This is a genomic window from Pantoea sp. X-Soil-ISGK-259, assembly GCF_059730705.1.
This window is the reverse complement of sequence record NZ_AP035986.1, coordinates 1,205,937-1,230,077: the sequence shown is the minus strand read 5'-3', so window position 1 is coordinate 1,230,077 and position 24,141 is coordinate 1,205,937. Positions and strand designations below refer to the sequence as shown.

Here is a 24,141-nt window from a genome sequence, read left to right as displayed (position 1 = left end):
CAGTGTGCCACAAGATGAGAATAGCAGGTAGCGGTCAGGGTCACACTGCGTTGTGGTCAGTTGACGTGCTACAGTTAGGACGCACTGATAAGACAAGGGAATTGCTCATGACACAAACCTCTGCCCTGCTTTCTGACCTGCGCCGCCTGGTCGGCCCCTCTCATCTGCTGACAGAACCTGAACAGACCGCCCGCTATCGCAAAGGCTTTCGCTCCGGCGAAGGTGACGCGCTGGCCGTGGCGTTTCCTGGTACGCTGCTGGAGCTCTGGCGGGTACTGCAAACGCTGGTGAATGCGGATGTCATCATCCTGATGCAGGCGGCCAATACCGGCCTGACCGAAGGGTCAACGCCGCATGGCGACGATTACGATCGCCCGCTGGTGATCGTCAGTACCCTGCGACTCGATAAGCTTCAGCTGATTGACAGTGGCCAGCAGGTGCTGGCGTTCCCCGGCAGTACACTCTATCAGCTGGAAAAAGCGCTGAAGCCGCTGGGGCGCGAGCCTCACTCGGTGATTGGCTCCTCCTGTATTGGTGCCTCGGTGCTGGGCGGCATCTGCAATAATTCCGGCGGATCGCTGATTAAGCGCGGCCCGGCCTACAGCGAAATGGCCCTGTTTGCTCAGATTGATGCACAGGGAAGACTGAAGCTGGTTAACCATCTCGGCATCGATCTGGGAACGTCGCCGGAAGAGATTCTGGGGCGACTGGATGACGATCGCTGGCAGCCTAAAGATGTGCAGCACGATGGCCGTCACGCTTCCGATCATGAATATGCAGACCGGGTGCGTGAAGTTGATGCCGATACGCCAGCGCGTTACAACGCTGATGCGCGTCGTCTGTTCGAAGCATCCGGCTGTGCCGGGAAACTGGCGGTCTTCGCGGTGCGACTTGATACCTTCCCCACTGAACCGCAGCAGCAGGTGTTTTACATCGGCACTAACGAACCCGCTGTGCTCAACGATATCCGCCGTCACATGCTGGCGCATTTTACTCATTTGCCGGTGGCGGGCGAATATATGCACCGCGACATCTATGACATTGCGGAAGTCTATGGCAAAGACACCTTCCTGATGATCGACAAGCTGGGCACCGATAAGATGCCGCTGTTTTTCACGCTGAAGGGGCGGATTGATGCCTGGCTGAACAAGCTCTCCTTCGTTAAACCGCACTTCAGCGATCGCCTGCTGCAGCGCCTGAGTAAACTGTTTCCGGCGCATCTGCCCAAACGCATGAAGCAGTATCGCGATAAATATGAACATCATCTGATGCTGAAGATGTCGGGCGACGGCGTGGCAGAAGCGCGTCAGTTCCTGCGTGACTACTTCCGCGAAGGCGGCGGCGAGTTCTTTGAGTGTGAAGGCAAAGAAGGTGCGCACGCCTTTCTGCATCGCTTCGCGGCGGCAGGTGCGGCCGTGCGCTACCACGCGGTGCATGCCGATGAGGTCGAGGATATTCTGGCGCTGGATATCGCCCTGCGTCGCAACGATGCGGACTGGTTTGAAACTCTGCCCGATGAGATTCGCGCATCTTTAAGCCATCGCCTCTACTATGGTCACTTCTTCTGTCATGTCTTCCATCAGGATTACATCGTCAGAAAAGGGGTCGATGTGCACGCGCTGAAAGCGCAGATGCTGGAGATCCTTCAGGCGCGCGGCGCGGAATATCCCGCTGAACATAACGTTGGGCATCTCTATCAGGCGAAACCGCAACTGGCGGCGTTCTATCGCCGGCTCGATCCGACTAACAGCTTCAATCCCGGCATTGGCAAAACCAGCAAGCAAAAAGGCTGGGCGGTGAAACAGGTTTAACTCGCTGTTATCTGTCAGCCTGCCCTTCTCTGCAGGCTGACGTTCAAAACAGCCGAACCAGCAGACCCCATAAAACCTGCAGACTATTTGGTTATTCAGTTAATGAAATAGTCATCACTTAATCCAGCCTGACTGCTTTCCCTGATTACCGATTGCCCTTACCTTGTCTGCTAATAATATTTTAATAAAAAATTAATCCATCCTCCCATATTGAACCCACATTATTTTATGTCTCTGGGTTATGCGCAACGCCTCACAAAAAACCACCCTGCCAATTGATAATTCGCGTCGCGAAAAATATATTCACGACACAAAAATAAAAAACCACAAATATTAATTTACCTCAGGGCAGGATCTTCCATGTCTAAAAAAAACTACACATTAGTATTGATGGAAATAATAGCGCTGTCAGCAGGCGTAACGGCAATGTCATCAACGCCAGCCTATGCTGCCGGATTTTTTGACGACTCAACGCTGACAGGAAATGTTTTTTACTGGCAGCGACAGCGAGACCGAAAAGAGAGCGATCCCGCCAGTCAGCATCAGGGAGAGTACCAGGCTAATTTACACCATACTTCACTCAACAGTAACCTCGACTATCAGTCCGGCTATGCCGGGGACTGGATTGGCATGGACCTCGCCGTGTTTGGCGCCGTTGAACTTTCCAATAGCGGTCCCGCCGCACCCAATGAAATTGGCTTCAGTAAATCGCATTCCCGCTGGAATGAAAAATGGAATGGCGACAGCAGTGGCGCATCGGTTTATAAAGCCGCACTGAAATTAAAACATAACGACTACTGGTTACGCGCGGGTTATATCCAGCCAACCGGACAGACACTGATTGCGCCTCACTGGAGTTTCCTGCCCGGCACCTATCGCGGATTTGAAGCGGGTGCACTTTATGATTTCCAGCAAGCAGGCGCATTATCACTCTCCTGGATGTGGACCGATAAATATAAAGCCCCCTGGTATCGTGATTTATATGATTTCCGGCAGGCTGATAATAAAACGCCTGTCAGCTACCTGCATTCATTCGGCATGAAATATGACTTCAAAAATAATCTGGTGCTTGAAGGTGCATTTGGTCAGGCCGCACATTATATGGATCAATATTTTGCCAAAGCATCCTGGTCTGCCAGCCCAGGTGGTAACGAACTGCGCACCAGCTATCAGTTTTATGGCGCACGCGACAAAGTCTCGGGGGGCGCCGCAAACCCGCGTGATGTCTATGATGGCCTGGCCTGGTTACAGGCGATCACCGTCGGTTATACCGTCGGCCCGGTGGATCTCCGACTTGAAGGCAGCTGGGTTAAAGCTGAAGGGAATCAGGGCTTTTTCCTGCAGCGCATGACGCCGGGCTACGCCACCTCCAACGGACGAATGGATATCTGGTGGGATTCGCGTTCTGACTGGAACGCCAATGGTGAAAAAGCGATCTTTGCAGGCGCGATGCTCGATTTATCGCCGTGGCAGCTGACGGGCTGGAAAGCCGGCGCATCTTACGTCTGGGGCTGGGATGCAAAACCCGCCACGCTCCCCACCGTTGACCAGAGTCAGCGACTGAGAGAGTCGGCCTGGAACCTTGATCTGATCTATCAAATCCAGCAGGGCCGGGCCAAAGACACCCAGTTCCATCTTCACTATACCCGCTACAAAAATCACAGCGACCTGCCCAGCTTCAGCAATGGATACAACAACATTTTCCAGGACGAGAAGGACATCAAATTTATTGTTATCGCGCCGTTTACGCTGTTCTGACGCCCTGCGGACTTTCGGAACTATTTTCACCATTAAGGATGAATCAACATGTTCAAGTTAAGCCTTATCGCGCTCACTCTGCTGAGCGTTACCGCCACAGGCCACGCCAGCTCGTCAGGGCAGAAGGTGGTTGATCAAATCAGCCAGTTTGGCGTGACCTATCAGGTAACAGACAACCAGGCGGGACTGCACGGTACAGATTGCGCCGCGTTAGGCGCCGATTTTGCCTCCTGTAACCGCGCCATTATCACGCTGACCAATAACGGCCCTGCACTGACCGACAAAAACTGGGCCATCTACATGAGCAACATCCGCCAGACGCTGCGGGTCGATAACGATCAGTTTACATTGACGCATCTGGTCGGAGACTTAACGCGACTGGAGCCAACAGAGAAATTCACGGGTATTGGCGCGGGCGAATCAGTGCAGATCCCCATCGTTAACGAATACTGGCAACTGTTCGTGACTGATGTGATGCCGCGCTGGTATGTCACCTCCGGTGAGGCGACGCCAAAAATCATTGCCAGCACTGACTACGAAGATCCCAGCCAGTTTGTATTGCCGCTGGATAACCACTGGCGACGCAGTGCCGATGACAATAACGTCCTGATGCAGCCTGTCAGCCGGTTTGAGAAAAACAGCGATGTCGCCACCCTGCCAGCCTCAGCATTGCGGGGGCAAATCACACCCACGCCGCTGGACGTTAAACTTCGTTCGCAGGATACCGATCTCAGCCGTGGCGTCACCTTGTCACTGACTGGACTGAGCCGTGAAACCGCTGAGGCAGTGAGACAGCGTATGGCACTGCTTGGCCTCAAAGAATCGCCTGATGGATTCGCTATTAACACGCAGGTCAAACCGGGTCACTTTAGCGGCAAAAAAGCGATATCGGGCGCATACGACCTCGATATTACTTCCCGCCGTGCGAGCATAGTCGGCTACGACGCTGCCGGTGCGTTCTACGGTCTGATGTCGATTCTGTCACTGGTCCCCTCAGAGGGCGCGCCACGGATTGCCACGCTGGAAGCCCATGATGCGCCGCGCTTTGCTTATCGCGGTGCCTTCCTTGACGTTGCCCGTAACTTCCACAGTAAACAGGCGGTGATGCGACAGCTTGATCAGATGGCATCGTGGAAGATGAACCGTTTCCATTTCCACCTCAGTGATGATGAAGGCTGGCGGATTGAGATTCCCGGCCTACCGGAACTCACGGAAGTGGGTGCGAAACGCTGTCATGATCTTTCCGAACAAAAGTGTCTGCTGCCGCAACTGGGTTCCGGCCCCTTCAGTGATAACAATGGCAGCGGCTATTTCAGTCGCGCTGACTATATAGAGATTGTTAAATATGCGCAGGCGCGCCACATTCAGGTCATCCCGGAAATTGACATACCCGCCCATGCCCGGGCGGCGGTCATCTCAATGGAAGCGCGCTATCAGCGGCTGATGAAGGAGGGGAAACCTGACGAGGCTAACGCCTGGCGCCTGATCGATCCGACCGATAACTCCAACACCACCTCAGTGCAGTTTTACGACCGTACCAGCTATCTCAACCCCTGCATTGAAAGTTCACAACGCTTCGTGGACAAAGTGATTGGTGAAATCAAGGCGATGCACCAGGAGGCAGGCCAGCCACTCAGCGTCTGGCATTTTGGCGGTGATGAAGCGAAGAATATCCGGCTGGGCGCAGGCTACTCTGACAAAAACAGTCCAAAACCGGGTACCGGTCTGCAAGACCTGAGCCGCGAAGATTTGCCATGGGCAAAATCACAGGCCTGTCAGGCACTGGTGAAAAGCGGCAAAGTGGAAGATCTGGCCCATCTGCCGAGCTATTTTGCCCTGACCGTGAACGAAATCGTGAACCGGCACGGTATTGGCAAAATGCAGGCCTGGCAGGATGGCCTGAAAGATGTCAAACATGCCGGAGAGTTCGCGACGCCGCGTGTCGCAGTCAACTTCTGGGATACCCTCTACTGGGGCGGTTTTGACAGCGCCGGTGACTGGTCACAGAAAGGGTACGACGTAGTCATCTCCAGCCCTGACTACCTCTATCTGGACTTCCCGTATGAAGTTAACCCACTGGAGCGCGGCTATTACTGGGGCACTCGCTTCAACGATGAGCGAAAAATCTTTGGCTTCGCACCGGACAACCTGCCGCAGAATGCTGAAACTTCGGTAGATCGCGACGGTAACGTTTTCAGCGCCAAATCCGCGAAACCCTGGAAAGGGGCTTATGGTATTTCGGCCCAGCTGTGGAGCGAGACCGTGCGCACTGACGATCAAATGGAGTACATGAACTATCCTCGCCTCCTTTCAGTCGCAGAACGCAGCTGGCACCGCGCCAGCTGGGAGCGGGACTATCAGCCGGGTGAGGAGTATACCGGTGGCAAAACACAACTTGTTGATCAGAAGGCGCTTCTGAACGACTGGCAGCGATTTGCCAACCTGCTGGGACAACGGGAACTGGCAAAACTGGATAAAGCGGGTATTGATTATCGCCTGCCCGTACCGGGAGCAAAAATTGCTGATGGTATTCTGTTGATGAACGTGGCATTGCCTGGCATTACGCTGGAATACAGCCTGGACAAGGGTGAGAACTGGCAGCGCTACGACGCCAACAGACCGCCGCAGGTCAACGGTACTGTCGCCATTCGGTCGGTGAGCAGCGATGGCCAGCGCACCAGCCGTGAGGAAACGTTGTAGTCAGCGGGAGTGAGAAAACAGGCTTAAAAGCCCGTGTTTTGGACATAAAAAAGGCCGACAGACGTCGGCCCTTTCACCTCTGAAACGGGTTCTTTTAAACCAGCTTCTCTTCGGGTACCGGCTCCACATCTGCTATCTGCTGACGGCGCTCAATAATCATGGTCTGCGGAGTGGAGAGCAGAATGCCCTCTTTACGCAGACGCGTCAGAATATCGAACAGCAGATCGCTCTTCGCTCCTGCTATCTGCCGCTGACCGGCAACATTACCGGTGACGCTCAGGACAATCCCTTGCTGGGTCAGATCTTTAAACGAAACCGATGGCTCAGGTGTTTCCAGAATACGTTCGTTTTCGTTATAAACTTCCAGCAGAATATCGCGCACCTTTACCGGATCGATATTTAGCGGGAAGGTCAGCGTAATGGTGACCACACCCTGCGCATTACCCATTGTCGCGTTGCGCACATTCTGCGAGATAAACTGCGAGTTCGGCACAATCACGGTGGATTTGTCGCCCAGCTGAATTTCCGTGGCACGCACATTAATCCGGCGAATATCCCCTTCGATGCCGCTGATGCTCACCAGATCGCCGACTTTGACTGGCCGCTCGGTCAACAGAATCAGACCGGAGATAAAGTTTTTCACGATCTCCTGTAAGCCAAAACCGATACCAACCGACAACGCACTGACGATCCAGGCCAGCTTGTTCCACTGCAGCCCCATAATCGACAGGGTCAGCAGAATGATCAGCACATAACCAATGTTGCTGAATAGCGTCACCAGCGACACCCGCATCCCCACATCCATGGTGGTTTTGGGCAGGAAATCGGTATCAAGCCAGCGACGCACCGATCGCAGCACATAGATGCCGACAATCAGGCAAATTATCGCATTCACCATATGCGCTGGCACGATGTTCAGGGATTCAAGGCCTTTACCGCCCCAGAACTCAATGACTTTTTGCAGCAGCTCAATCGGCGTTGAAGAGGCAAAGGTGCCGTTGACCAGCGCCAGCGCCACCACCAGCACCAGGAAGGTTTTACCGATGGCCGTCAGCAGCGTAGCCGTTTGCTGCAAATGACGCTCATTGATGTTAAGTGAACTCTGAATGCGTCGACCGGTGGCATTACTGGTCGAAAAGAGACTCTCACAACCATCCTTGAGCAGGTGACTCAGGAAGTAGAACGAACCAAACAGCAGACCGCACCAGATCACTTCATAACTCAGGAAGCGCGCCAGCGTAACGTAACCGATCAGCAGCGACACGAGGATGGCAACCGCGGTCAGCGTCAGGCCCATCTGAATCAGCCCGACCAGCGTTGAGCGTGCTTCCGGCGGTGTGCCCGCCTGGGTCAGGCGACGGCGTACGCGGTTGGTGCGCATGCTGATCGCCAGTGCAGTACTGCCAATCAACAGTGCCGTCAGGCCGTTGGCAAAAATGGTGGTATTCAGACTGGTGCCGACGCTGTAGTTAAACGCCTCGACCGTCTGGAAGATAAACACCAGCACAGCGGTGATGGGTGGAAACGGCTTTAATGCCATCGCCACTTCATTGGAGATAGCCGGTAAGCGCCAGCTGGGCCTGCGGGTAGAGAGGAATGCGCGCCCCAGTCCGGCAATCAGGCCACAAAAGACGCTTAGCTGCACCAGACGATCAACAAAGTCCTGAACGTTTTCAGAGACCTCATCCCGGCGGGTAAAGGCCAGAGAGAGAAAGTTAAAGGTGAGGACAACAGCCGCCAGCGTAGTCAGCGCTACCGCTGCCGCCAGGAAACTACGACGTAGCTTCCCTTCCGGCAGTTTATTAATGCTGACCCAGGCCAGAAACTCTTCACTGTAGCGACGACCGACCGTCATCACCAGCAATGCCGCCAGCAGCCAGAAGACACTGCCCACGCGCCAGCCCGGCTCCCATGAGAGTGCCGCGGTATCCTGCAACTCCTGCAGGAACTCACCAATCTTCTCACCATCCAGATCCTGGCTATTGAGCAACGGTGACCAGAAGCGTGCACCAAGGATGCTGCCGGAGTTCAACGCCAGCTGGCTTTTCAGCTGATCACGACGCAGGTTAACAATCTGCGAGGAGAGCATCAGCGCGCCATTTTTAATCCCTTCTGCCTGTTTGATTTGGTCGTCGAGTTTGCCTTTCTGGCTCTCAAGCGCGTTACGCTTGCGTGTCACTTCCGGGGTTTCTTTCACCCCACTGTCGGCTTTCGGGGCCGGGCCAAGTACACCCAGCTGTGCATCGACCTGCTGGCGATCGGGTACCAGCGCCTGCCCGAGCGTATCGGCACTGCCAGAGAGTTCCAGCGCCATTTCATTCAGCTGTGTCAGCTTGTTTTCGCCGGCATCGACGGAGACCTGACTTTTAATTTTATCGAGGATCTTCTGCATTTTCGGCAGTTCCACCGCAGCATTCAGCTTCGGTGGCGCATCCTGTTCCTGAGCAGGCGTGGCCGTATTATCCGCGGCCAGCGCCAGCGCCGGGGCAAACCCCACCAGCGCCAGCATTAACAATGCAAAAAAGGATCGTATAAACATATGAGTAAGATTCCGGCAGCTTAAATCAGGCGATCTTCCCTCGCCAGTCGCGCGTAGTGTAGGGCTTTGCAAGGGAGGGCAATATAGGAATAACGGGCATTTTTTGGGGCTGATTCCGGGCGGTCAGAGGCAAAAAAGGGCCTGAAGCCTCTGACCACATTCTATTCTGGCATCCTGCTCAGCCTGCAGGCAATGCCTGTCGCGCAATACAACATGTCGGCTATTTTTACTCGACGCCGGCACTGCTGGCACCATTGCTGGCGACCTGGCCCGACTTCTGTTTTTTATAAGCCAGTGCGGCCGCAGGGACCGGTGCCGCTTTACCGGTCTCGATCCAGCTACGCAGACGGTTAGCGTCGGCGAAGTGGGTATATTTGCCAAAGGCATCCAGTACCACCAGCGCCACCGGACGATTATTAATCATGGTACGCATCACCAGGCAGTGGCCTGCCTCATCCGTGTAACCGGTTTTGGTCAGCTGAATATGCCAGTCATTTTTATAGACCAGATGGTTGGTGTTGCGGAACGGCAGCGCATAGCTCGGATGAGCAAAAACCGCCGTCTCTTCTTTCGTGGTGCTAAGCGCGCCCAGCTCCGGATATTCCCGTGTGGCTTTGAGCAACTTAACCAGGTCCTGTGCACTTGAGACGTTTTGCGTCGACAAACCGGTCGGCTCGACATAGCGGGTCTGTTTCATGCCCAGCGATCGCGCTTTCGCGTTCATTGCCCGGATAAAGGCGTTATAACCGCCCGGATAGGCGTGCGCGAGACTGGCAGCAGCACGGTTTTCCGAGGACATCAATGCCAGCAGCATCATATTACGGCGGCTGATCTGACTGTTGAGCTTCACGCGTGAGAAGACACCACGCATTTCCGGCGTCTGGCTGATATCGACAGGTATCATCTCGTTCATCGGCTGATGCGCATCCAGCACGACCATCGCCGTCATCAGCTTGGTGATCGACGCGATAGGCCTGACCCGATCCGGATGGCTGGAAAAGAGCACTTTATTGGTGGTGAGGTCGACAATCATCGCACTGCCAGAGGCGATCTGCGGCTGAGCGATAGGCGCAAGTTGCGACAGTGTGGTAGTCGCCTGCGCCGGAAGTGAAACAATCTGCCCTGAAACGAGCAGCGCCAGCGAAAGCAGAGTAAAACGAATTTTTGCAGGCATCGTAGAAAAAAACCCGGTTATGAAGATGTACTGTGTCAGACCGACACAGGCCGCCCGCCTCAGTAAACTCGCAGCGCGGGCTGGCAGCGGTATCATACGCGTAAGGTTAAGAAATTTCCTGGTGAGATTGTTTCCGGGCGTAAAAAGAGAACTGCCGCCAGAGCGGCGGCAGCGTTCTATCAGAAAAGATGCGGTCCATATCCCCACAGCACGACAGTTAATGCCAGTAACACTTCAAATACCAGCACGCCGATGGCCAGCGTTGAGCCGGAAAAGCGCAGACTCTCTTCGCGGTCGATATTCAGAAACAGGGGGATGCCGATATAGAGCAGATAGCCGGTGTAAAGCAGCGCCAGCGCACCTGCCAGCACACAGAGCCAGACCAGCGGATAGAGTGCGACAAGTCCGCTCAGGAACAGCGGCGTAGCGACGTAACCGGCAAAGACCGTACAGCGCTGAACGCCGGGACGCTGAGGGTAATCCCGCGCCATCCAGTGAATCACGCGTCCCATTACCGCCACGCCACCCAGAATAATCAGATAGAACAGAATGCCCAGCCCGATCCCGGTCGCCAGGTTAAGTTGCACATATTGCCCGTCGCCCAGATTCCAGCCCAGCTGAGTTGTTCCGATAAAGGCGCAGATCACCGGGATCGCCGCCATCAGCAGAACATGATGGGTGTAATGGTGCGATACGCTTTCATTCTCTTGCTTGATATGACGCATTTCCTGGTTCGGATGCGCCAGAAGTCCCCAGACATGGTTCATACAGTCACTCCTCTGATGCGATGGGCCGCCCGGTGATGCATGCGTCTTTGGGGGCAGCGTCTTCTCAAGTATAAACGGCAGTAAAACTTTCGTGGTGACCGGACAAAAAAACAGCGTAAATAAACCCCTCCATCGTGCACGGGCGGAAGGGAGGCCAAATCGCGTATAGACTGAAAGAAACCATCACCCAATGCACAGGGAGAGTCATTTTGCATCTGGATATCAACGCATTAATTACACAGTACGGCTATCTGGCACTTTTTATTGGCTGTATTGCCGAAGGGGAAACATTTACATTGCTGGGCGGCGTGGCCGCGCATGAGGGGCTGCTGCATTACGTGGGCGTGGTGCTGGCCGCGATGAGTGGCGGCATTGTCGGCGATCAGTTGCTCTACTGGGTAGGCCGCCGCTGGGGCACGCGCATCCTGCGCCGCTTTAAAAAGCATCAGGATAAAGTGGTCAAGGCGAACCGACTGATTAAACGCCGTCCCAGCCTGTTTGTGATTGGCGTGCGTTTTATGTATGGCTTCCGGCTGATTGGCCCAATTATTATCGGTGCCAGCCGCCTTAATCCAATGAAATTTTTCATTCTTAACGTTATCGGAGCGGCCATCTGGGCCGTGATTTTCGTGACCCTCGGCTATTTCGCGGGTGGCATCATCGCGCCGTGGCTGCACAAACTCGATCAGCATCTGAAACATCTGCTGTGGCTGGTGGGCGCGGTCATCTTTGCCTTTGTGCTGCGCTGGTTCATCCGCCGCTGGCATAACCGTCGGGCCGATCAGGAATAAATGAAATAAACAACGCCGTTGCCAGCAGGCGTCACTGGCAGTGAACGTCAGCAGGGTCGCCAGACACGCATCAGCGCCCGGGCACCCTGCTGACCACGTCGTCAGTTTCACCTTCCCTGTTCTACGCGCTTTCCCTTCCCTGCCTTATTCAACCTTACGTTAACCATCTGTGCCCAACCGAAGCCGCATCGAATAGCTCAGCTATAGTTAGCAGGGACACTGACAGGGAGATGAGAATGAGTAAGGTAAAACGTAAGATTGAAGACCACGGTGTCATTGGCGATTTGCGCACCTGTGCGCTGATCGCCAATGACGGCACCATTGATTATCTTTGCTGGCCTGAACTTGACAGCCCGTCGGTCTTTGCCGCCCTGCTCGATAGCGATGACGCCGGACTTTTCTCTCTGGCTCCTGACTGGCCCAATGCACGACGTCAGCAACTCTACCTGCCCGACACCAACATCCTGCAGACCCGCTGGCTGGATGATGAAGGCGTGGCAGAAATCACCGACTACATGCCGATTTGTGATGACAGGGATAAGATGCCGCGCCTGATCCGTCGGCTCAAAATGGTCCGCGGCAGTGCCACCTTTCAGATGCGCTGTTCGCCCCGCCACGACTATGCCCGGGCGCAGACCCGTGCAGAAGCGCATAATGGCTGTATCGACTTTCATGCTGAGGGCCAGCCGTCGCTGCGCCTTGCAGCCTCGGTGGTGATGACGCTGGAGGATGAGAGTGCGACAGCCCACTTCACGTTACAGCCCGGCGAATATGCGCAGTTCGAATTTGGCAGCGTGGATGATGCGCATATCGAAGCGCTGGCCACTGAACACTGCTTTGAAGAGACACTGAATTACTGGCGACACTGGAGCAGCCACAGCACCTATCAGGGACGCTGGCGTGAAATGGTGCAGCGTTCGGCGCTGGTCCTGAAGCTCCTGACTTCGTATCAGCACGGCTCCATTGCGGCGGCGGCAACGTTTGGTCTGCCTGAAGAACTGGGTGGCGAACGCAACTGGGACTATCGCGCCTCCTGGATCCGCGACGCGTCCTTCAGCATGTATGCGCTGATGCGGCTGGGTTATATCGATGAAGCTAAACACTTTACTCACTGGGTGGGTCGCTGCGTTGAAAACAGCCATCATGATGAGATGCGCCTGCAGGTGATGTACCGTCTCGACAGCGGCACTGAGTTGCATGAGATGGAATTACTGAATCTCTCCGGCTATGCCGACTCCCGACCGGTGCGCATCGGCAATGATGCCTGGCAGCAGACGCAACTCGATATCTATGGCGAACTGATGGATGCGGTCTATCTGGCCAACAAATATGGCGAGGCGATCTCTCAGCGCGGCTGGCAACATGTGGTCAAAATGATCGACTGGCTAAGCGATAACTGGGATCAGCCCGATGCCGGTATCTGGGAGATGCGCGGCGAACCGGAGCATTTCCTGCATTCACGTCTGATGTGCTGGGTAGCGATGGATCGTGCGCTGCGTCTCGGCATGAAGCGATCCCTGCCGATGCCTTACGAGCGCTGGGATCGGGCACGCCGTGAGATCCGCGAAGATATCTGGGCGAACTTCTGGAACAGCGAACGCGGTCACTTCTCTTCGACCCGGCATGGCGAATACCTTGACGCCTCCATGCTGCTGATGCCGCTTGTACGCTTTGTTGGTGCCACCGATCCGGACTGGATTGCCACACTGGATGCGATCAAAGCCAACCTGGTCAGTGATGGTATGGTGAGGCGTTACAATACGCATGAGACGCCCGCCGACGGTCTTAAAGGATCGGAAGGCTCGTTTGGCGCCTGCTCTTTCTGGTATGTCGAATGTCTGGCACGCGCAGGGCGGATTCAGGAGGCGCATTTTGAATTCGAGAAGTTGCTGAGCTACGCCAATCCGCTGGGCCTTTATGCCGAGGAGTTTGACAGTCACGGCCATGCGCTGGGGAATACACCGCAGGCGCTGACACATCTGGCGTTGATCAGTGCCGCCTTTTTCCTGAACCGCAAACTCAGTGGCGAACAGACGCAGTGGCAACCTTAATCGGTGGTAACCCCGGAAAGCCCCATTTTTACCCTCCTGATTCACGGAAATGCGCTAACATCCGCGCTGAAATTACGTAAAGTATTGCAGGGAGGTTAAAATCCCGATTCACAACGTCAGTTTAATGAACATATAATGCGCAGCAGGTCACATTGGCCAGCATGAATTCGACACACTGAACAGCCTGAAATATGGCGATAAAGAATTGTAAAATATGAAAATCATTCGCGCTTTCGCTTCAATCGCACTGGCTCTGGCGGCGTTCAGCCAGTCAGCCTTTGCTGTGGTTTACCCGTTGCCGCCGGCCAACAGCCGTCTGATCGGGGAAAATATCGAAATTACTGTTCCTGAAGACAGCAAACTGCCGCTGGAAGCTTTTGCGGCACAGTACCAGATGGGCCTCAGCAATATGCTGGAAGCCAATCCGGGCGTTGACGTTTATCTGCCAAAGGCTGGCAGCAAAATGATCATCCCACAGCAGCTGATCCTGCCTGACGCACCGCGTGAAGGCATTGTGATTAACAGCGCGGAGATGCGTCTTTACTACTACCCGAAGGGCAGCAAAACCGTCGTGGTTCTGCCAATTGGTATCGGTGAACTGGGTAAAGATACGCCGATCAGCTGGACTACCGCGGTAGAACGTAAGAAAGATGGCCCGACCTGGACGCCAACCAAAGGTATGCATGCGGACTACGCGGCTCGCGGCGAAACGCTGCCAGCGGTGTTCCCGGCAGGCCCGGATAACCCAATGGGCCTTTACGCGCTTTACATTGGTCGTCTCTATGCGATTCACGGCACCAACGCCAACTTCGGCATCGGCCTGCGCGTGAGCCATGGCTGTGTGCGTCTGCGTGCTGACGATATCAAATGGCTGTATCAGAATGTGCCGGTTGGCACACGCGTACAGTTCGTTGATCAGCCCGTGAAAGCGACTGTAGAGCCGGACGGTTCACGTTATGTGGAAGTGCATAACCCACTGTCGACCACTGAAGAGCAGTTCAACTCACGTGAGCTGGTGCCGATTACCCTGACTCAGGCCGTGAGCAAAATTGTGGTTGATGCCAGCGTGAATCAGGATCAGGTTAATGCCGCGATTCAGAGCCGTACCGGTATGCCAGTAAAAGTGAATGGTGTGGAAAACAATGTCCAGACTGCGCCTGTTCCGGTACCCGAAAATTCACAGGCTGCTCCTCAGGAAGAGCCAATGACGCCGGTAACGCCACAGGGTGCAAGCAGCGATGCTACTCAGCCGCAGCAGCCGCAGCAGCCAGCCACTGAGCCAGCTGCACCTGCCGCGCCGGTAACACCTGCAGCGCCAGCAGCAGCGGCAAATACCAGCTCGTAATTGTCACTCTGCCTTCTGAAGCCAGCGCCTGTCGCTGGCTTTTTTATTGCCTGCATAAAGGCAAATTGACGAATATTTCTCCTCTCCTTCCCCACGTGACCATCATTAATCTGTCATATAAAGCGCGTATCACACTCCGTTAACCCGATGCATATCAGCATCCGGCATCAGCCATATGAGGTACACCATGAGCGAAAACAGTCTCTCCTCCTCATCAGCCCAGGGACGGCCCGATTTCAACGGCAAGGGCAGTCGCTTCAGCAAGCCGCTATTTTTTATTCTGCTGGTCGCCGGACTGGCCTTCGCCGGACTCAACCTGGTCAATGACGTCGAACAGACCAATATGCCGGTCACCAGCTATCTGCCGTTCTTTCTGCTGGGACTGGCGTTGCTGATTGCGCTCGGCTTTGAGTTCGTCAACGGTTTCCACGATACCGCCAATGCAGTTGCTACAGTGATTTACACTCACTCGCTCACGCCCGGCGTCGCGGTGGTCTGGTCCGGTTTCTGTAACTTTATGGGCGTGCTGCTCTCCAGCGGCGTGGTTGCATTTGGCATTATCTCGCTGCTGCCGGTCGAGCTGATCCTGCAGGCCAGCAGCGGCAACGGCTTCGCCATGGTCTATGCGTTGCTTTTCTCCGCCATTATCTGGAATCTCGGCACCTGGTATTTCGGCCTGCCGTCGTCGTCGTCGCATACCCTGATTGGCTCGATTATTGGCGTCGGGGTTGCCAACGCCATGCTGCACGGGCGCAGCGGTGTGAGCGGCGTAGACTGGGATCAGGCGCTGAAGGTGGGCTACGCTCTGCTACTGTCACCGGTGGTCGGCTTTGTCTGCGCCGGGCTGTTGCTCTGGGTAATGAAGATCTTTATCCGCAATCGGCAGCTTTATCAGGCGCCAAAAAGCGATCAACCACCACCGGTCTGGATTCGTGGCCTGCTAATCCTGACCTGTACCGGCGTCTCATTTGCGCACGGCTCCAACGATGGGCAGAAAGGGATGGGGCTGATTATGCTGATCCTGGTCGGTACCATGCCGATCGCCTACGCCCTCAACCGATCGCTGCCTGCCGATCAGATCCCACGCGTAGCCGCGCTGACTGAAGTGACCGCGCATCAGCTGTTGCAGCTGCAACCGGCGACGGCGAACCCGCCGGCGGCCCGCGACGTGCTGACCGGCTTTGTCGGCAGTAACCAGATGAATGCCGATGTGTTGCCGGCGCTGGCGAGGACGCTGAACGAGGTAGGCGATCAGATTCGCCGTTACGGCTCCATGGACAATATTCCTGCTCAGGCGGTGACCAACACCCGCAACCAGATGTATCTGGCCTCAGAGTCGATTAAGCATCTGCAAAACACGAAAGTTGCAATGCCACAGGAGACGGAACGCAACCTTAAGGCGGTGAAAGCGGAACTCGACAGCGCCACCCGCTTTATCCCGATGTGGGTGAAAGTGGTGGTGGCGATTGCGCTGGGTCTTGGCACCATGGTGGGCTGGCGCAGAATTGTGGTGACAGTGGGAGAACGAATTGGGAAAACGCACCTGAGCTATGCGCAGGGTGCCAGCGCCGAACTGGTGGCGATGATGACGATAGGCGCAGCGGATGGCTTTGGCCTGCCGGTGTCGACTACACATGTGCTGTCGTCTGGCGTGGCAGGCACCATGGCGGCCAACCGCTCAGGTCTGCAGTTTTCAACCTTGCGTAATCTGGCTGTCGCCTGGATATTAACACTGCCGGTTTCTATTCTGCTTTCCGCCCTGCTCTACTGGCTGTTTACCCATTTCTGATGCATCTCTGGCTCACCACCAGTCAGGGGGTGAGCCAATGCTGACCATAATCAGGCGCTGAGCCGTTGTTGCCCATAGAGCCGCAGCGTAATCAGTAATGCGCCCAGCACCATCATCGCAGCAGCCAGATAAACCGACTGCATTCCCCAGTGTCCGATAAACAGTCCCGCCACCGGGCCGGTTAAACCCAGCCCAAGATCGAGGAAAGCGGAATAGGTTCCCAGCGCCGAGCCCTGATCCTGACGCTCAACCCTTTTTACCGCCTCAACACCCAGCGCCGGAAAGACCAGCGAAAAACCGCTGCCGGTCAGGAATGCGCCCACGCCCACCAGCCAGGCGCTATCCGCCTGCCAGATAATCAGCAGTCCCAGACACTCCAGCAGAAAAGAGAATAGCGACACATGCAATCCACCAAAGCGGGTAATAAAGCGACCAAACCCCAGCCGCACCAGCACAAAACCCAGGCTGAACAGCGTTAGCGCATAGGCTGCGCCCTGCCAGTCACGACTGGCAAAATAGAGGGTAATAAAGGTCGCGATGACGCCAAAACCGATCGTGCCGAAGCCCAGCGCCAGACCATAAAGCCAGACGCGGGAGAAGACGCGGTGAAACGGAATGCGCTCGCCGACGCTGACGGTGACCGACGGTTTGCGGCTGGCCATCAGATAACCGGCGACGCCCATCAGCGCAATCAGTCCGGCAAATCCACTCATGCCAAATTGATTGTTGAGCAGCACGCCCAGCGGTGCACCCACAGCCATCGCCAGATACGTGGCGACACCGTTCCAGGAGATGACGCGCGCGGTCTGCAACGGCCCGACGATATTCATGCCCCACAGCGTAGAGCCCGTGCTGCTGAAGCTTTCGCCTACCCCGAGAAACAGTCGCCCGATAGCCAGCAGCGCCAGACTCAGCCACGGCCAGCTGCTCAGCATTGCGGCCACGATAGTCAGCACCCCGCTCATGCCGCAGCAGAGCAGTCCCAGCATCACCACCCGTTTTGGCCCCAGCCGATCGGCCAGACGGCCCGACTGCGGACGACTGAGCAGCGTCGCAAAATATTGAATGCTGATAATCAGTCCGGCAATAAAGGAGCTGAAGCCAAGATGATTGTTGACAAAGCCCGGCAGTACGGCCAGCGGCAGTCCGACGGAGAGATAACAGAAGAAAGTGAAGATAATAACGGAGAGGATTCGTTTGTTGAGCTGGCTGTTGCTCAGTACAGCGGTGTCAGACATAGCAGGCTAGTGGTATAGGAAATTTTGCCCACTATACCGTCAGGTCGCGAAGGGGTCGCCTGATTTTTTATCACAAACCGTGAACAATCGCGTGACGATCGATTGCCTGCGCAATATCGCCGGAGTTTTTTAACGCGCGGATTTCACTGAATAAGCCATCGGCTTCGCCATAGGCTTTGCGCAGATAACCCAGCCACTGTTTGATACGCGCCACGTGATAGAGGCCGGTATCGCCCTGCTTCTCCAGCCGGCTGTACTTCTGCAGTAACCGCACCACATCCGTCCAGGACATCGGTGGTTCGTTGTATTTCACCACCCGGCTCAGGTTGGGGATGTTCAGTGCACCACGGCCAATCATTACCGCACTGCAGCCCGTCACTGCCATACAATTTTGCGCGCTTTGCCAGTCCCAGATCTCGCCGTTGGCAATCACCGGAATGCGCAGCCGCTGACGAATCTCGCCAATTGCCTGCCAGTTGATCGCCTCTGCGCGATAGCCTTCTTCTTTGGTCCGCCCATGCACCGTCAGCTCGCTGGCTCCCGCCTGCTGAACCGCATCGGCAATCTCCAGACTGCGGGCACTGGAATCCCAGCCGAGCCGCACTTTTACCGTTACCGGTAAATCCGCAGGGACGGCTTCACGCATCGCTTTCGCGCCGCGATAAATCAGATCGGGATCTTTAAGAAGGGTCGCGCCGCCTCCGCTGCCGTTGACCAGTTTAGAGGGACACCCACAGTTGAGATCAACACCCCAGGAACCCAGCTCCACCGCGCGTGCGGCGTTCTCGGCTAACCATTCGGGATGCTGCCCCAGCAGCTGCATACGCACCCGCGTGCCTGAAGGCGTGCGGCTGGCGTTATGCAGTTCGGGGCAGAGACGGTAGAAAGATTTTACCGGCAGCAGTTGATCGACCACGCGCAAAAACTCAGTGATGCAGAGATCGTAGTCGTTCACTTCCGATAACAGCTGGCGCACCAGTGAATCCAGCACGCCCTCCATCGGCGCCAGTAAAACCCTCATACTCAGACGTTACCGGTACGCTTCGCGGCTGCCGGACGACGTGGACGCGACGCGGGCTTATCGCCCTGAGGCGCGGCCTGGCTCTGACGACGCGCCTGAGGACGCTTGTCGCCGGATGAAGATGAACGCGATGCGCCTGCACCCTGTCCGCCCTGACCACGACCCCGGCCGCCGCCACCTGCACCGCCGCGAGACTGCTGCTGACGACCATTAATGATCGGCTCCGCTTTGATGCTCGGATCGGGTTCATAACCTTCAACGGCCAGACGCGGGATTTCACGCTTCAGCAGACGCTCAATATCACGCAGCAGTTTATGCTCATCGACGCAGACCAGCGACAGTGCGACACCGGTCGCGGCTGCACGACCTGTACGGCCAATACGGTGAACATAATCTTCGGCGACGTTAGGCAGCTCGTAGTTCACGACGTGTGGCAGCTCTTCAATATCCAGGCCACGGGCCGCGATATCGGTCGCAACCAGCACGCGAATGCCGCCTGACTTAAAGTCGGCCAGCGCACGGGTACGTGCACCCTGGCTCTTGTTGCCATGAATGGCTGCAGCACTGATGCCATCTTTGCCCAGTTGCTCGGCAAGGTGGTTCGCGCCGTGTTTGGTACGGGTGAAGACCAGCACCTGCTGCCAGTTACCTTCGCCAATCAGCTGCGACAACAGTTCACGCTTGCGCTTCTTATCAACGAAAGCGACCTGCTGCGCAACCTGCTCAGAGGCGGTATTGCGGCGAGCCACTTCAATCATTTCCGGATTGGTCAGCAGTTTCTCAGCCAGACCTTTAATCTCATCAGAGAAGGTGGCAGAGAACAGCAGGTTCTGACGTTTCGCCGGCAGGCGCGCCAGCACACGACGGATATCATGGATAAAGCCCATATCCAGCATGCGGTCCGCTTCATCCAGCACCAGAACTTCGACCTGTGACAGGTCAACGGCATTCTGTTGCGCCAGATCCAGCAGGCGACCTGGTGTTGCGACCAGAATATCAACGCCGCCACGCAGCTTGACCATCTGGGGATTGATGCTGACACCACCAAACACCACCATCGAACGCAGCGAAAGATACTTGCTGTAGTCGCTGACGTTTTCACCGACCTGCGCCGCGAGTTCACGGGTTGGGGTCAGGATCAGGGCGCGCACCGGGCGACGACCGCGGATTGGCGTGGCAGTGGCTGAGAGTTTCTGTAACAGGGGTAAAGTAAAGCCGGCCGTTTTGCCGGTGCCGGTCTGGGCACTCGCCAGCAGATCGCGGCCAGCCAGCACCACAGGAATCGCCTGGCGCTGGATAGGTGTAGGTTCGCTGTAGCCTTGTTCGGCGACCGCGCGCAAAATATCGGCACTCAGGCCGAGAGAGTCAAAAGACATTACGTGATTTACTCCGGTCCGCTCTGGCCGTGATTCACGGTGTAGTTTTCAGAGGGATAATGACGCCAGCTGGGGCTGACGCGTGAAAAGGGCACAAACTACGATGCGTAAGCGAGCGAGTGTATCAGCTTTATAGACAGTGTGCGAGATAGCTCACATTTACTGACACAACTTAATAGCCTGAAAACAGGAAGGCCACCTTCCGGTGGCCTTCAACTTAACTACGTTTGTTTTCGATTCGCCGCGGCGGCTCTTTCGCCAGCAGCGAGACCAGCGCCGGACCCAGCAACATCACTACGCCGAGACAGGCCAGCAGCAGGTTGTTGTGGTAAATTCGCGACACCAGGAACAGTGTCATCATGGCAGCGCCAAAGTAGTAAGTGGTGGTCGCTTCTTCAAGATAATCGCCGAGAGTACGTAAACGTGGGATGCGCTGTGTTACCAGCATGGCAACAAAAACCAGTGCATACATCGCCACCAGCGTACTGCAGACATCAACCAGAGCCTTGTGCTTCCAGCCCCAGATCAGCGCAGCGATCACCAGTAAATGCATAGCAATATGCAATAACGTTTGACCCGTGATGATTTGAATACGATTAGACCATTTCATTCAGTTCTCCTGGCAGACCCAACAGGTCGCCCAAGTGCTACCGGCAGAAGCCGGAAACGATTTCCTCAATGTAAAACAATTTTCGGATAACGCCCTAATTATTGCCCTCTTTCACCACCCATTTGTGACAAAGACTACACTTTGATTCTGATGATGATGAAAAGGAGTGCGTCGCGAGTATGCCACAAAACACGCAAGGATTTTCAATAAAAGTCCTGACGATCAATACACATAAGGGTTTCGCCCCGTTTAATCGCCGATTCATCCTGCCCGAATTACGCGACGCCGTTCGCGCAACAGAGGCGGATGTGGTCTTTCTCCAGGAGGTAATGGGCACGCATGCTATCCACGCCCTTAATCATGAGGCGTGGCCCGATTCTCCGCATTATGAGTTTCTGGCCGACACCATATGGAACGATTTCGCCTATGGGCGAAATGCGGTCTATCCGGAGGGACATCATGGCAATGCGGTGCTGTCACGCTTCCCCATCACCGAATATGAAAACCGGGATATCTCGGTGGCAGGCAGTGAAAATCGCGGCATGCTGCACTGCCAGATTGCCTTGCCGGAACCGCACGGCACGCTGCATGTCATCTGCGTACATCTGGGCCTGAAAGAAGCGCATCGTCACGCGCAGATGAAGAAAATATGTGAAATGGTTAACTCGCTGCCGCCCGACGCACCGGTCGTCGTGGCGGGTGATTTCAACGACTGGCAGCGACGCGCTAACTCAATTTTAAAACAGGGTGCGGGTTTGAAAGAGGTATTCAGCATGAAAACCGGACGCCCGGCGCGGACCTTTCCGGCACGCTTCCCGATCCTGCGACTTGACCGCATCTATGTGCGCAACGCCACGGTCAGTCATCCGTGGGCACTGCCACGTAAACCCTGGTCACATCTGTCGGACCATGCACCGCTGGCCGTGGAGATCCACCTATGAATTTTAGCTGGCAGGAAGGCAACCGGCTGCTGTTGCTGGAAAATGGCGAAGCGTTTTTCCCGCGCGTCTTTGGCGCGATTCAGCGGGCAGAACGCACGGTATTAATCGAAACCTTTATTCTGTTTGAGGATGAGGTAGGCAACGCTCTGCACCGTGAGCTGCTGGCTGCGGCACAGCGCGGCGTGCGGGTTGAAGTGATGGTCGATGGTTATGGCTCCGCTGAACTCTCAGATAAATTTGTGAACAGCCTGACCAGCGCGGGCGTACGTTTCATCTATTACGATCCCCGTCCGCTGGTGATGGGGATGCGCACCAACGTATTTCGCCGTCTGCACCGCAAAACCGTGGTGGTGGATGATGTCGTCGCCTTTGTGGGCGGCATCAACTTTTCGGCTGAACACAACACCGATTATGGCCCGGAGGCAAAACAGGATTACTCAGTGCAGGTCAAAGGCCCGGTTGTGGCCGATATTGCCCGCTATCTGCAACAGGCGATTGGCAGCGAGCAGCCTACCCGCCGCTGGTGGGGCTCGCGTTCTCATCGTCCGGCAGTGAACGCTACACCTGGCGATGCCCAGGTGCTCTATGTCTATCGCGATAACGACGAGCATCGCGACGACATCGAAGTGCATTATCTTGAGATGCTGCGCGAGGCGAAGCGGGATGTCATTATTGCCAACGCCTACTTCTTTCCTGGCTACCGGCTGCTGCGTGAGATGCGTAATGCCGCACAGCGTGGCGTCCGGGTACGCCTGATCGTTCAGGGCGAGCCAGATATGCCGATAGTAAAAGTGGGTGCGGAGCTGCTCTATAACTATCTGGTCGATGGCGGCGTCGAAGTGTATGAATATATTCGTCGTCCGCTGCACGGCAAGATTGCTGTAAAAGACGATCACTGGGCCACCGTCGGCTCCAGCAATCTCGATCCGCTCAGCCTCTCTTTAAACCTGGAAGCCAACCTGATCATTCACGATCATCCCTTTAATCAGACGCTGCGTGACAACCTCGAAGCGCTGCTGGCCAACGATTGCAAGCGCGTCCAGGAGGAGCACCTGCCACCGCGAAACTGGTGGCAACTGAGTAAAAGCGTGGTGGTGTTTCACTTCCTGCGCCATTTCCCGGCCATCGCGGGCTGGCTTCCGGCGCATACGCCCTTGCTGGCTCAGGTGAGTCCGCCGGTACAACCTGAAATGGAAACGCAGGATCGCGTTGAAGCTGATAATCCGGGAGCAAAATCCTGATGGCAAAAAAACATCCACGCTGGCAACTGGCGAAAAAAATCCTCACCGTACTGTTTTTCATCGCGGTGGTGGTTTTGCTGGTGGTTTATGCCCGCAAAGTGAACTGGGAAGATGTTTATAACGTCATCGTTAATTACAACCGTTTTGTGGTGCTGACCGCCGCCGGACTGGTGGTGCTGAGTTACCTGGTGTATGGCTGCTATGACCTGATTGGCCGCGCCTACTGCGGCCACAAACTGGCGAAGCGTCAGGTGATGCTGGTGTCGTTTATCTGTTATGCCTTTAACCTGACGCTGAGCACCTGGGTCGGCGGTGTGGCGATGCGCTACCGGCTTTACTCCAGACTCGGTCTCGATAGCGGCACCATCACCCGCATCTTCTCCCTGAGCATCGCGACCAACTGGCTGGGCTATATTCTGCTGGCGGGCGTGGTGTTCAGTGCCGGCATGGTCTCGATCCCCAGCGGCTGGTTTATCGGCGAGACCACACTGCGGTTGATTGGCGGGGTTCTGCTGGTACTGGTGGCGGTTTATCTCTGGGCCTGCGCTTTCTCAAAGCAGCGGCGCTGGACGGTAAAAGGCCAGACGCTGCAGCTGCCTTCGCTGCGCATGGCGCTGCTGCAGTTCGCAGTGTCCTGCGCCAACTGGATGGTGATGGGCGCGATTATCTGGCTGCTGCTGGGACGTGACACAGGCTATCCGATGGTGCTGGGCGTGCTGCTGATCAGCAGTATCGCGGGCGTAATCGTGCATATTCCGGCGGGTATTGGCGTGCTGGAAGCGGTTTTCCTGGCGCTGCTCAGCGGTCAGCACGTCTCGCATGGCACCATTATTGCGGGCCTGCTGGCGTATCGCGTGCTCTACTTTATCCTGCCGCTGCTGTTAGCGCTGGTGCTCTATCTGGGGCTGGAGAGTCGGGCGAAGCATCTGCGTCAGAAGAACGAACAGAAATTGCAGAAGTCGTAAAAAAAGGGAGGCGCAGATAATGCG

The 24,141-nt window shown here is 55.7% G+C and carries 17 protein-coding genes; 10 read left to right on the top strand and 7 right to left on the bottom strand.

Translation table 11 applies throughout. The features are described 5' to 3' along the window. The first annotated feature begins 107 nt into the window (after nucleotides 1–107). The 3 genes from dld to AC6I77_RS05660 all read left to right on the top strand — a co-directional run bounded on the left by dld (nucleotide 108) and on the right by AC6I77_RS05660 (nucleotide 6,269). Entirely contained in the window at nucleotides 108–1,811 is a 1,704-nt protein-coding gene (gene dld / locus AC6I77_RS05670; RefSeq protein WP_003851802.1) for a D-lactate dehydrogenase, read from the top strand. A gap of 360 nt (nucleotides 1,812–2,171) precedes the next feature. Beyond that, entirely contained in the window at nucleotides 2,172–3,569 is a 1,398-nt protein-coding gene (chiP, locus tag AC6I77_RS05665) for a chitoporin ChiP (RefSeq protein ID WP_039659236.1), read from the top strand. Between the two features lie 48 nt (nucleotides 3,570–3,617). Continuing rightward, the gene (locus tag AC6I77_RS05660; protein ID WP_039659235.1) at nucleotides 3,618–6,269 is read left to right on the top strand and encodes a beta-N-acetylhexosaminidase; all 2,652 of its coding nucleotides are present in this window, start codon (nucleotides 3,618–3,620) and stop codon (nucleotides 6,267–6,269) included. A gap of 94 nt (nucleotides 6,270–6,363) precedes the next feature. Here the strand turns inward: AC6I77_RS05660 and AC6I77_RS05655 are convergent, their stop codons facing one another. The 3 genes from AC6I77_RS05655 to AC6I77_RS05645 form a co-directional block, all read right to left on the bottom strand. Next, the gene (locus AC6I77_RS05655) at nucleotides 6,364–8,808 is read right to left on the bottom strand and encodes a DUF3772 domain-containing protein (protein WP_039659233.1); all 2,445 of its coding nucleotides are present in this window, start codon (nucleotides 8,806–8,808) and stop codon (nucleotides 6,364–6,366) included. A 226-nt stretch (nucleotides 8,809–9,034) separates the two neighbouring features. Beyond that, the gene (pbpG, locus tag AC6I77_RS05650; protein WP_003851808.1) at nucleotides 9,035–9,982 is read right to left on the bottom strand and encodes a D-alanyl-D-alanine endopeptidase; all 948 of its coding nucleotides are present in this window, start codon (nucleotides 9,980–9,982) and stop codon (nucleotides 9,035–9,037) included. A gap of 179 nt (nucleotides 9,983–10,161) precedes the next feature. Continuing rightward, nucleotides 10,162–10,749, bottom strand: coding sequence for a Yip1 family protein (locus AC6I77_RS05645; protein ID WP_008925064.1), 588 nt, complete (start codon nucleotides 10,747–10,749; stop codon nucleotides 10,162–10,164). 209 nt (nucleotides 10,750–10,958) lie between these two features. On the opposite strand from AC6I77_RS05645, the gene AC6I77_RS05640 reads away from it, so the two are divergent. The 4 genes from AC6I77_RS05640 (at nucleotide 10,959) to AC6I77_RS05625 (ending at nucleotide 16,725) form a co-directional block, all read left to right on the top strand. After that, nucleotides 10,959–11,540: a DedA family protein gene (locus AC6I77_RS05640; protein WP_039659231.1), complete on the top strand. Its 582-nt coding sequence runs from the start codon at nucleotides 10,959–10,961 to the stop codon at nucleotides 11,538–11,540. A 236-nt stretch (nucleotides 11,541–11,776) separates the two neighbouring features. Continuing rightward, nucleotides 11,777–13,591, top strand: a complete 1,815-nt coding sequence (locus AC6I77_RS05635; protein ID WP_039659229.1) for a glycoside hydrolase family 15 protein — start codon at nucleotides 11,777–11,779, stop codon at nucleotides 13,589–13,591. Between the two features lie 214 nt (nucleotides 13,592–13,805). Then, nucleotides 13,806–14,936 (top strand): L,D-transpeptidase family protein, encoded by a 1,131-nt coding sequence (locus AC6I77_RS05630; RefSeq protein WP_078804205.1) that lies wholly within the window; start codon nucleotides 13,806–13,808, stop codon nucleotides 14,934–14,936. A 187-nt stretch (nucleotides 14,937–15,123) separates the two neighbouring features. Then, complete coding sequence (locus AC6I77_RS05625; RefSeq protein ID WP_003851818.1) at nucleotides 15,124–16,725, top strand: inorganic phosphate transporter; 1,602 nt, start codon at nucleotides 15,124–15,126, stop codon at nucleotides 16,723–16,725. A gap of 50 nt (nucleotides 16,726–16,775) precedes the next feature. Here AC6I77_RS05625 and AC6I77_RS05620 read toward each other — a convergent pair whose 3' ends face one another. From AC6I77_RS05620 to AC6I77_RS05605, 4 genes are all read right to left on the bottom strand, one after another. Continuing rightward, a complete protein-coding gene (locus AC6I77_RS05620) occupies nucleotides 16,776–17,963 on the bottom strand; it encodes an MFS transporter (RefSeq protein ID WP_497816754.1) in 1,188 nt (395 codons plus the stop codon). Between the two features lie 70 nt (nucleotides 17,964–18,033). After that, nucleotides 18,034–18,984, bottom strand: coding sequence for a tRNA dihydrouridine(16) synthase DusC (gene dusC / locus AC6I77_RS05615; RefSeq protein ID WP_003851824.1), 951 nt, complete (start codon nucleotides 18,982–18,984; stop codon nucleotides 18,034–18,036). A gap of 2 nt (nucleotides 18,985–18,986) precedes the next feature. After that, nucleotides 18,987–20,360 (bottom strand): ATP-dependent RNA helicase RhlE, encoded by a 1,374-nt coding sequence (gene rhlE, locus AC6I77_RS05610; RefSeq protein WP_003851827.1) that lies wholly within the window; start codon nucleotides 20,358–20,360, stop codon nucleotides 18,987–18,989. A 217-nt stretch (nucleotides 20,361–20,577) separates the two neighbouring features. Then, the gene (locus tag AC6I77_RS05605) at nucleotides 20,578–20,970 is read right to left on the bottom strand and encodes a YbhQ family protein (protein ID WP_003851829.1); all 393 of its coding nucleotides are present in this window, start codon (nucleotides 20,968–20,970) and stop codon (nucleotides 20,578–20,580) included. 179 nt (nucleotides 20,971–21,149) lie between these two features. Between AC6I77_RS05605 and AC6I77_RS05600 the strand changes: the two genes are divergently transcribed. From AC6I77_RS05600 to AC6I77_RS05590, 3 genes are read left to right on the top strand one after another with little or no spacing between them, the layout of a single operon-like run. Then, nucleotides 21,150–21,911: an endonuclease/exonuclease/phosphatase family protein gene (locus tag AC6I77_RS05600; protein WP_003851831.1), complete on the top strand. Its 762-nt coding sequence runs from the start codon at nucleotides 21,150–21,152 to the stop codon at nucleotides 21,909–21,911. After that, complete coding sequence (gene clsB / locus AC6I77_RS05595) at nucleotides 21,908–23,152, top strand: cardiolipin synthase ClsB (RefSeq protein WP_003851832.1); 1,245 nt, start codon at nucleotides 21,908–21,910, stop codon at nucleotides 23,150–23,152. The genes AC6I77_RS05600 and clsB overlap by 4 nt, the downstream gene beginning before the upstream one ends. Further along, the gene (locus AC6I77_RS05590) at nucleotides 23,152–24,117 is read left to right on the top strand and encodes a lysylphosphatidylglycerol synthase domain-containing protein (RefSeq protein ID WP_003851834.1); all 966 of its coding nucleotides are present in this window, start codon (nucleotides 23,152–23,154) and stop codon (nucleotides 24,115–24,117) included. The genes clsB and AC6I77_RS05590 overlap by 1 nt, the downstream gene beginning before the upstream one ends. Nucleotides 24,118–24,141: the final 24 nt, after the last annotated feature.

Coding starts and splice junctions, on each gene's coding strand:
- AC6I77_RS05630 (WP_078804205.1), top strand. CDS start 13,806: ATGAAAATCATTCGCGCTTTCGCTTCAATCGCACTGGCTCTGGCGGCG.
- AC6I77_RS05645 (WP_008925064.1), bottom strand. CDS start 10,749: ATGAACCATGTCTGGGGACTTCTGGCGCATCCGAACCAGGAAATGCGT.
- pbpG (WP_003851808.1), bottom strand. CDS start 9,982: ATGCCTGCAAAAATTCGTTTTACTCTGCTTTCGCTGGCGCTGCTCGTT.
- AC6I77_RS05590 (WP_003851834.1), top strand. CDS start 23,152: ATGGCAAAAAAACATCCACGCTGGCAACTGGCGAAAAAAATCCTCACC.
- dusC (WP_003851824.1), bottom strand. CDS start 18,984: ATGAGGGTTTTACTGGCGCCGATGGAGGGCGTGCTGGATTCACTGGTG.
- rhlE (WP_003851827.1), bottom strand. CDS start 20,360: ATGTCTTTTGACTCTCTCGGCCTGAGTGCCGATATTTTGCGCGCGGTC.
- AC6I77_RS05660 (WP_039659235.1), top strand. CDS start 3,618: ATGTTCAAGTTAAGCCTTATCGCGCTCACTCTGCTGAGCGTTACCGCC.
- AC6I77_RS05620 (WP_497816754.1), bottom strand. CDS start 17,963: ATGTCTGACACCGCTGTACTGAGCAACAGCCAGCTCAACAAACGAATC.
- clsB (WP_003851832.1), top strand. CDS start 21,908: ATGAATTTTAGCTGGCAGGAAGGCAACCGGCTGCTGTTGCTGGAAAAT.
- AC6I77_RS05635 (WP_039659229.1), top strand. CDS start 11,777: ATGAGTAAGGTAAAACGTAAGATTGAAGACCACGGTGTCATTGGCGAT.
- AC6I77_RS05655 (WP_039659233.1), bottom strand. CDS start 8,808: ATGTTTATACGATCCTTTTTTGCATTGTTAATGCTGGCGCTGGTGGGG.
- dld (WP_003851802.1), top strand. CDS start 108: ATGACACAAACCTCTGCCCTGCTTTCTGACCTGCGCCGCCTGGTCGGC.
- AC6I77_RS05625 (WP_003851818.1), top strand. CDS start 15,124: ATGAGCGAAAACAGTCTCTCCTCCTCATCAGCCCAGGGACGGCCCGAT.
- chiP (WP_039659236.1), top strand. CDS start 2,172: ATGTCTAAAAAAAACTACACATTAGTATTGATGGAAATAATAGCGCTG.
- AC6I77_RS05605 (WP_003851829.1), bottom strand. CDS start 20,970: ATGAAATGGTCTAATCGTATTCAAATCATCACGGGTCAAACGTTATTG.
- AC6I77_RS05600 (WP_003851831.1), top strand. CDS start 21,150: ATGCCACAAAACACGCAAGGATTTTCAATAAAAGTCCTGACGATCAAT.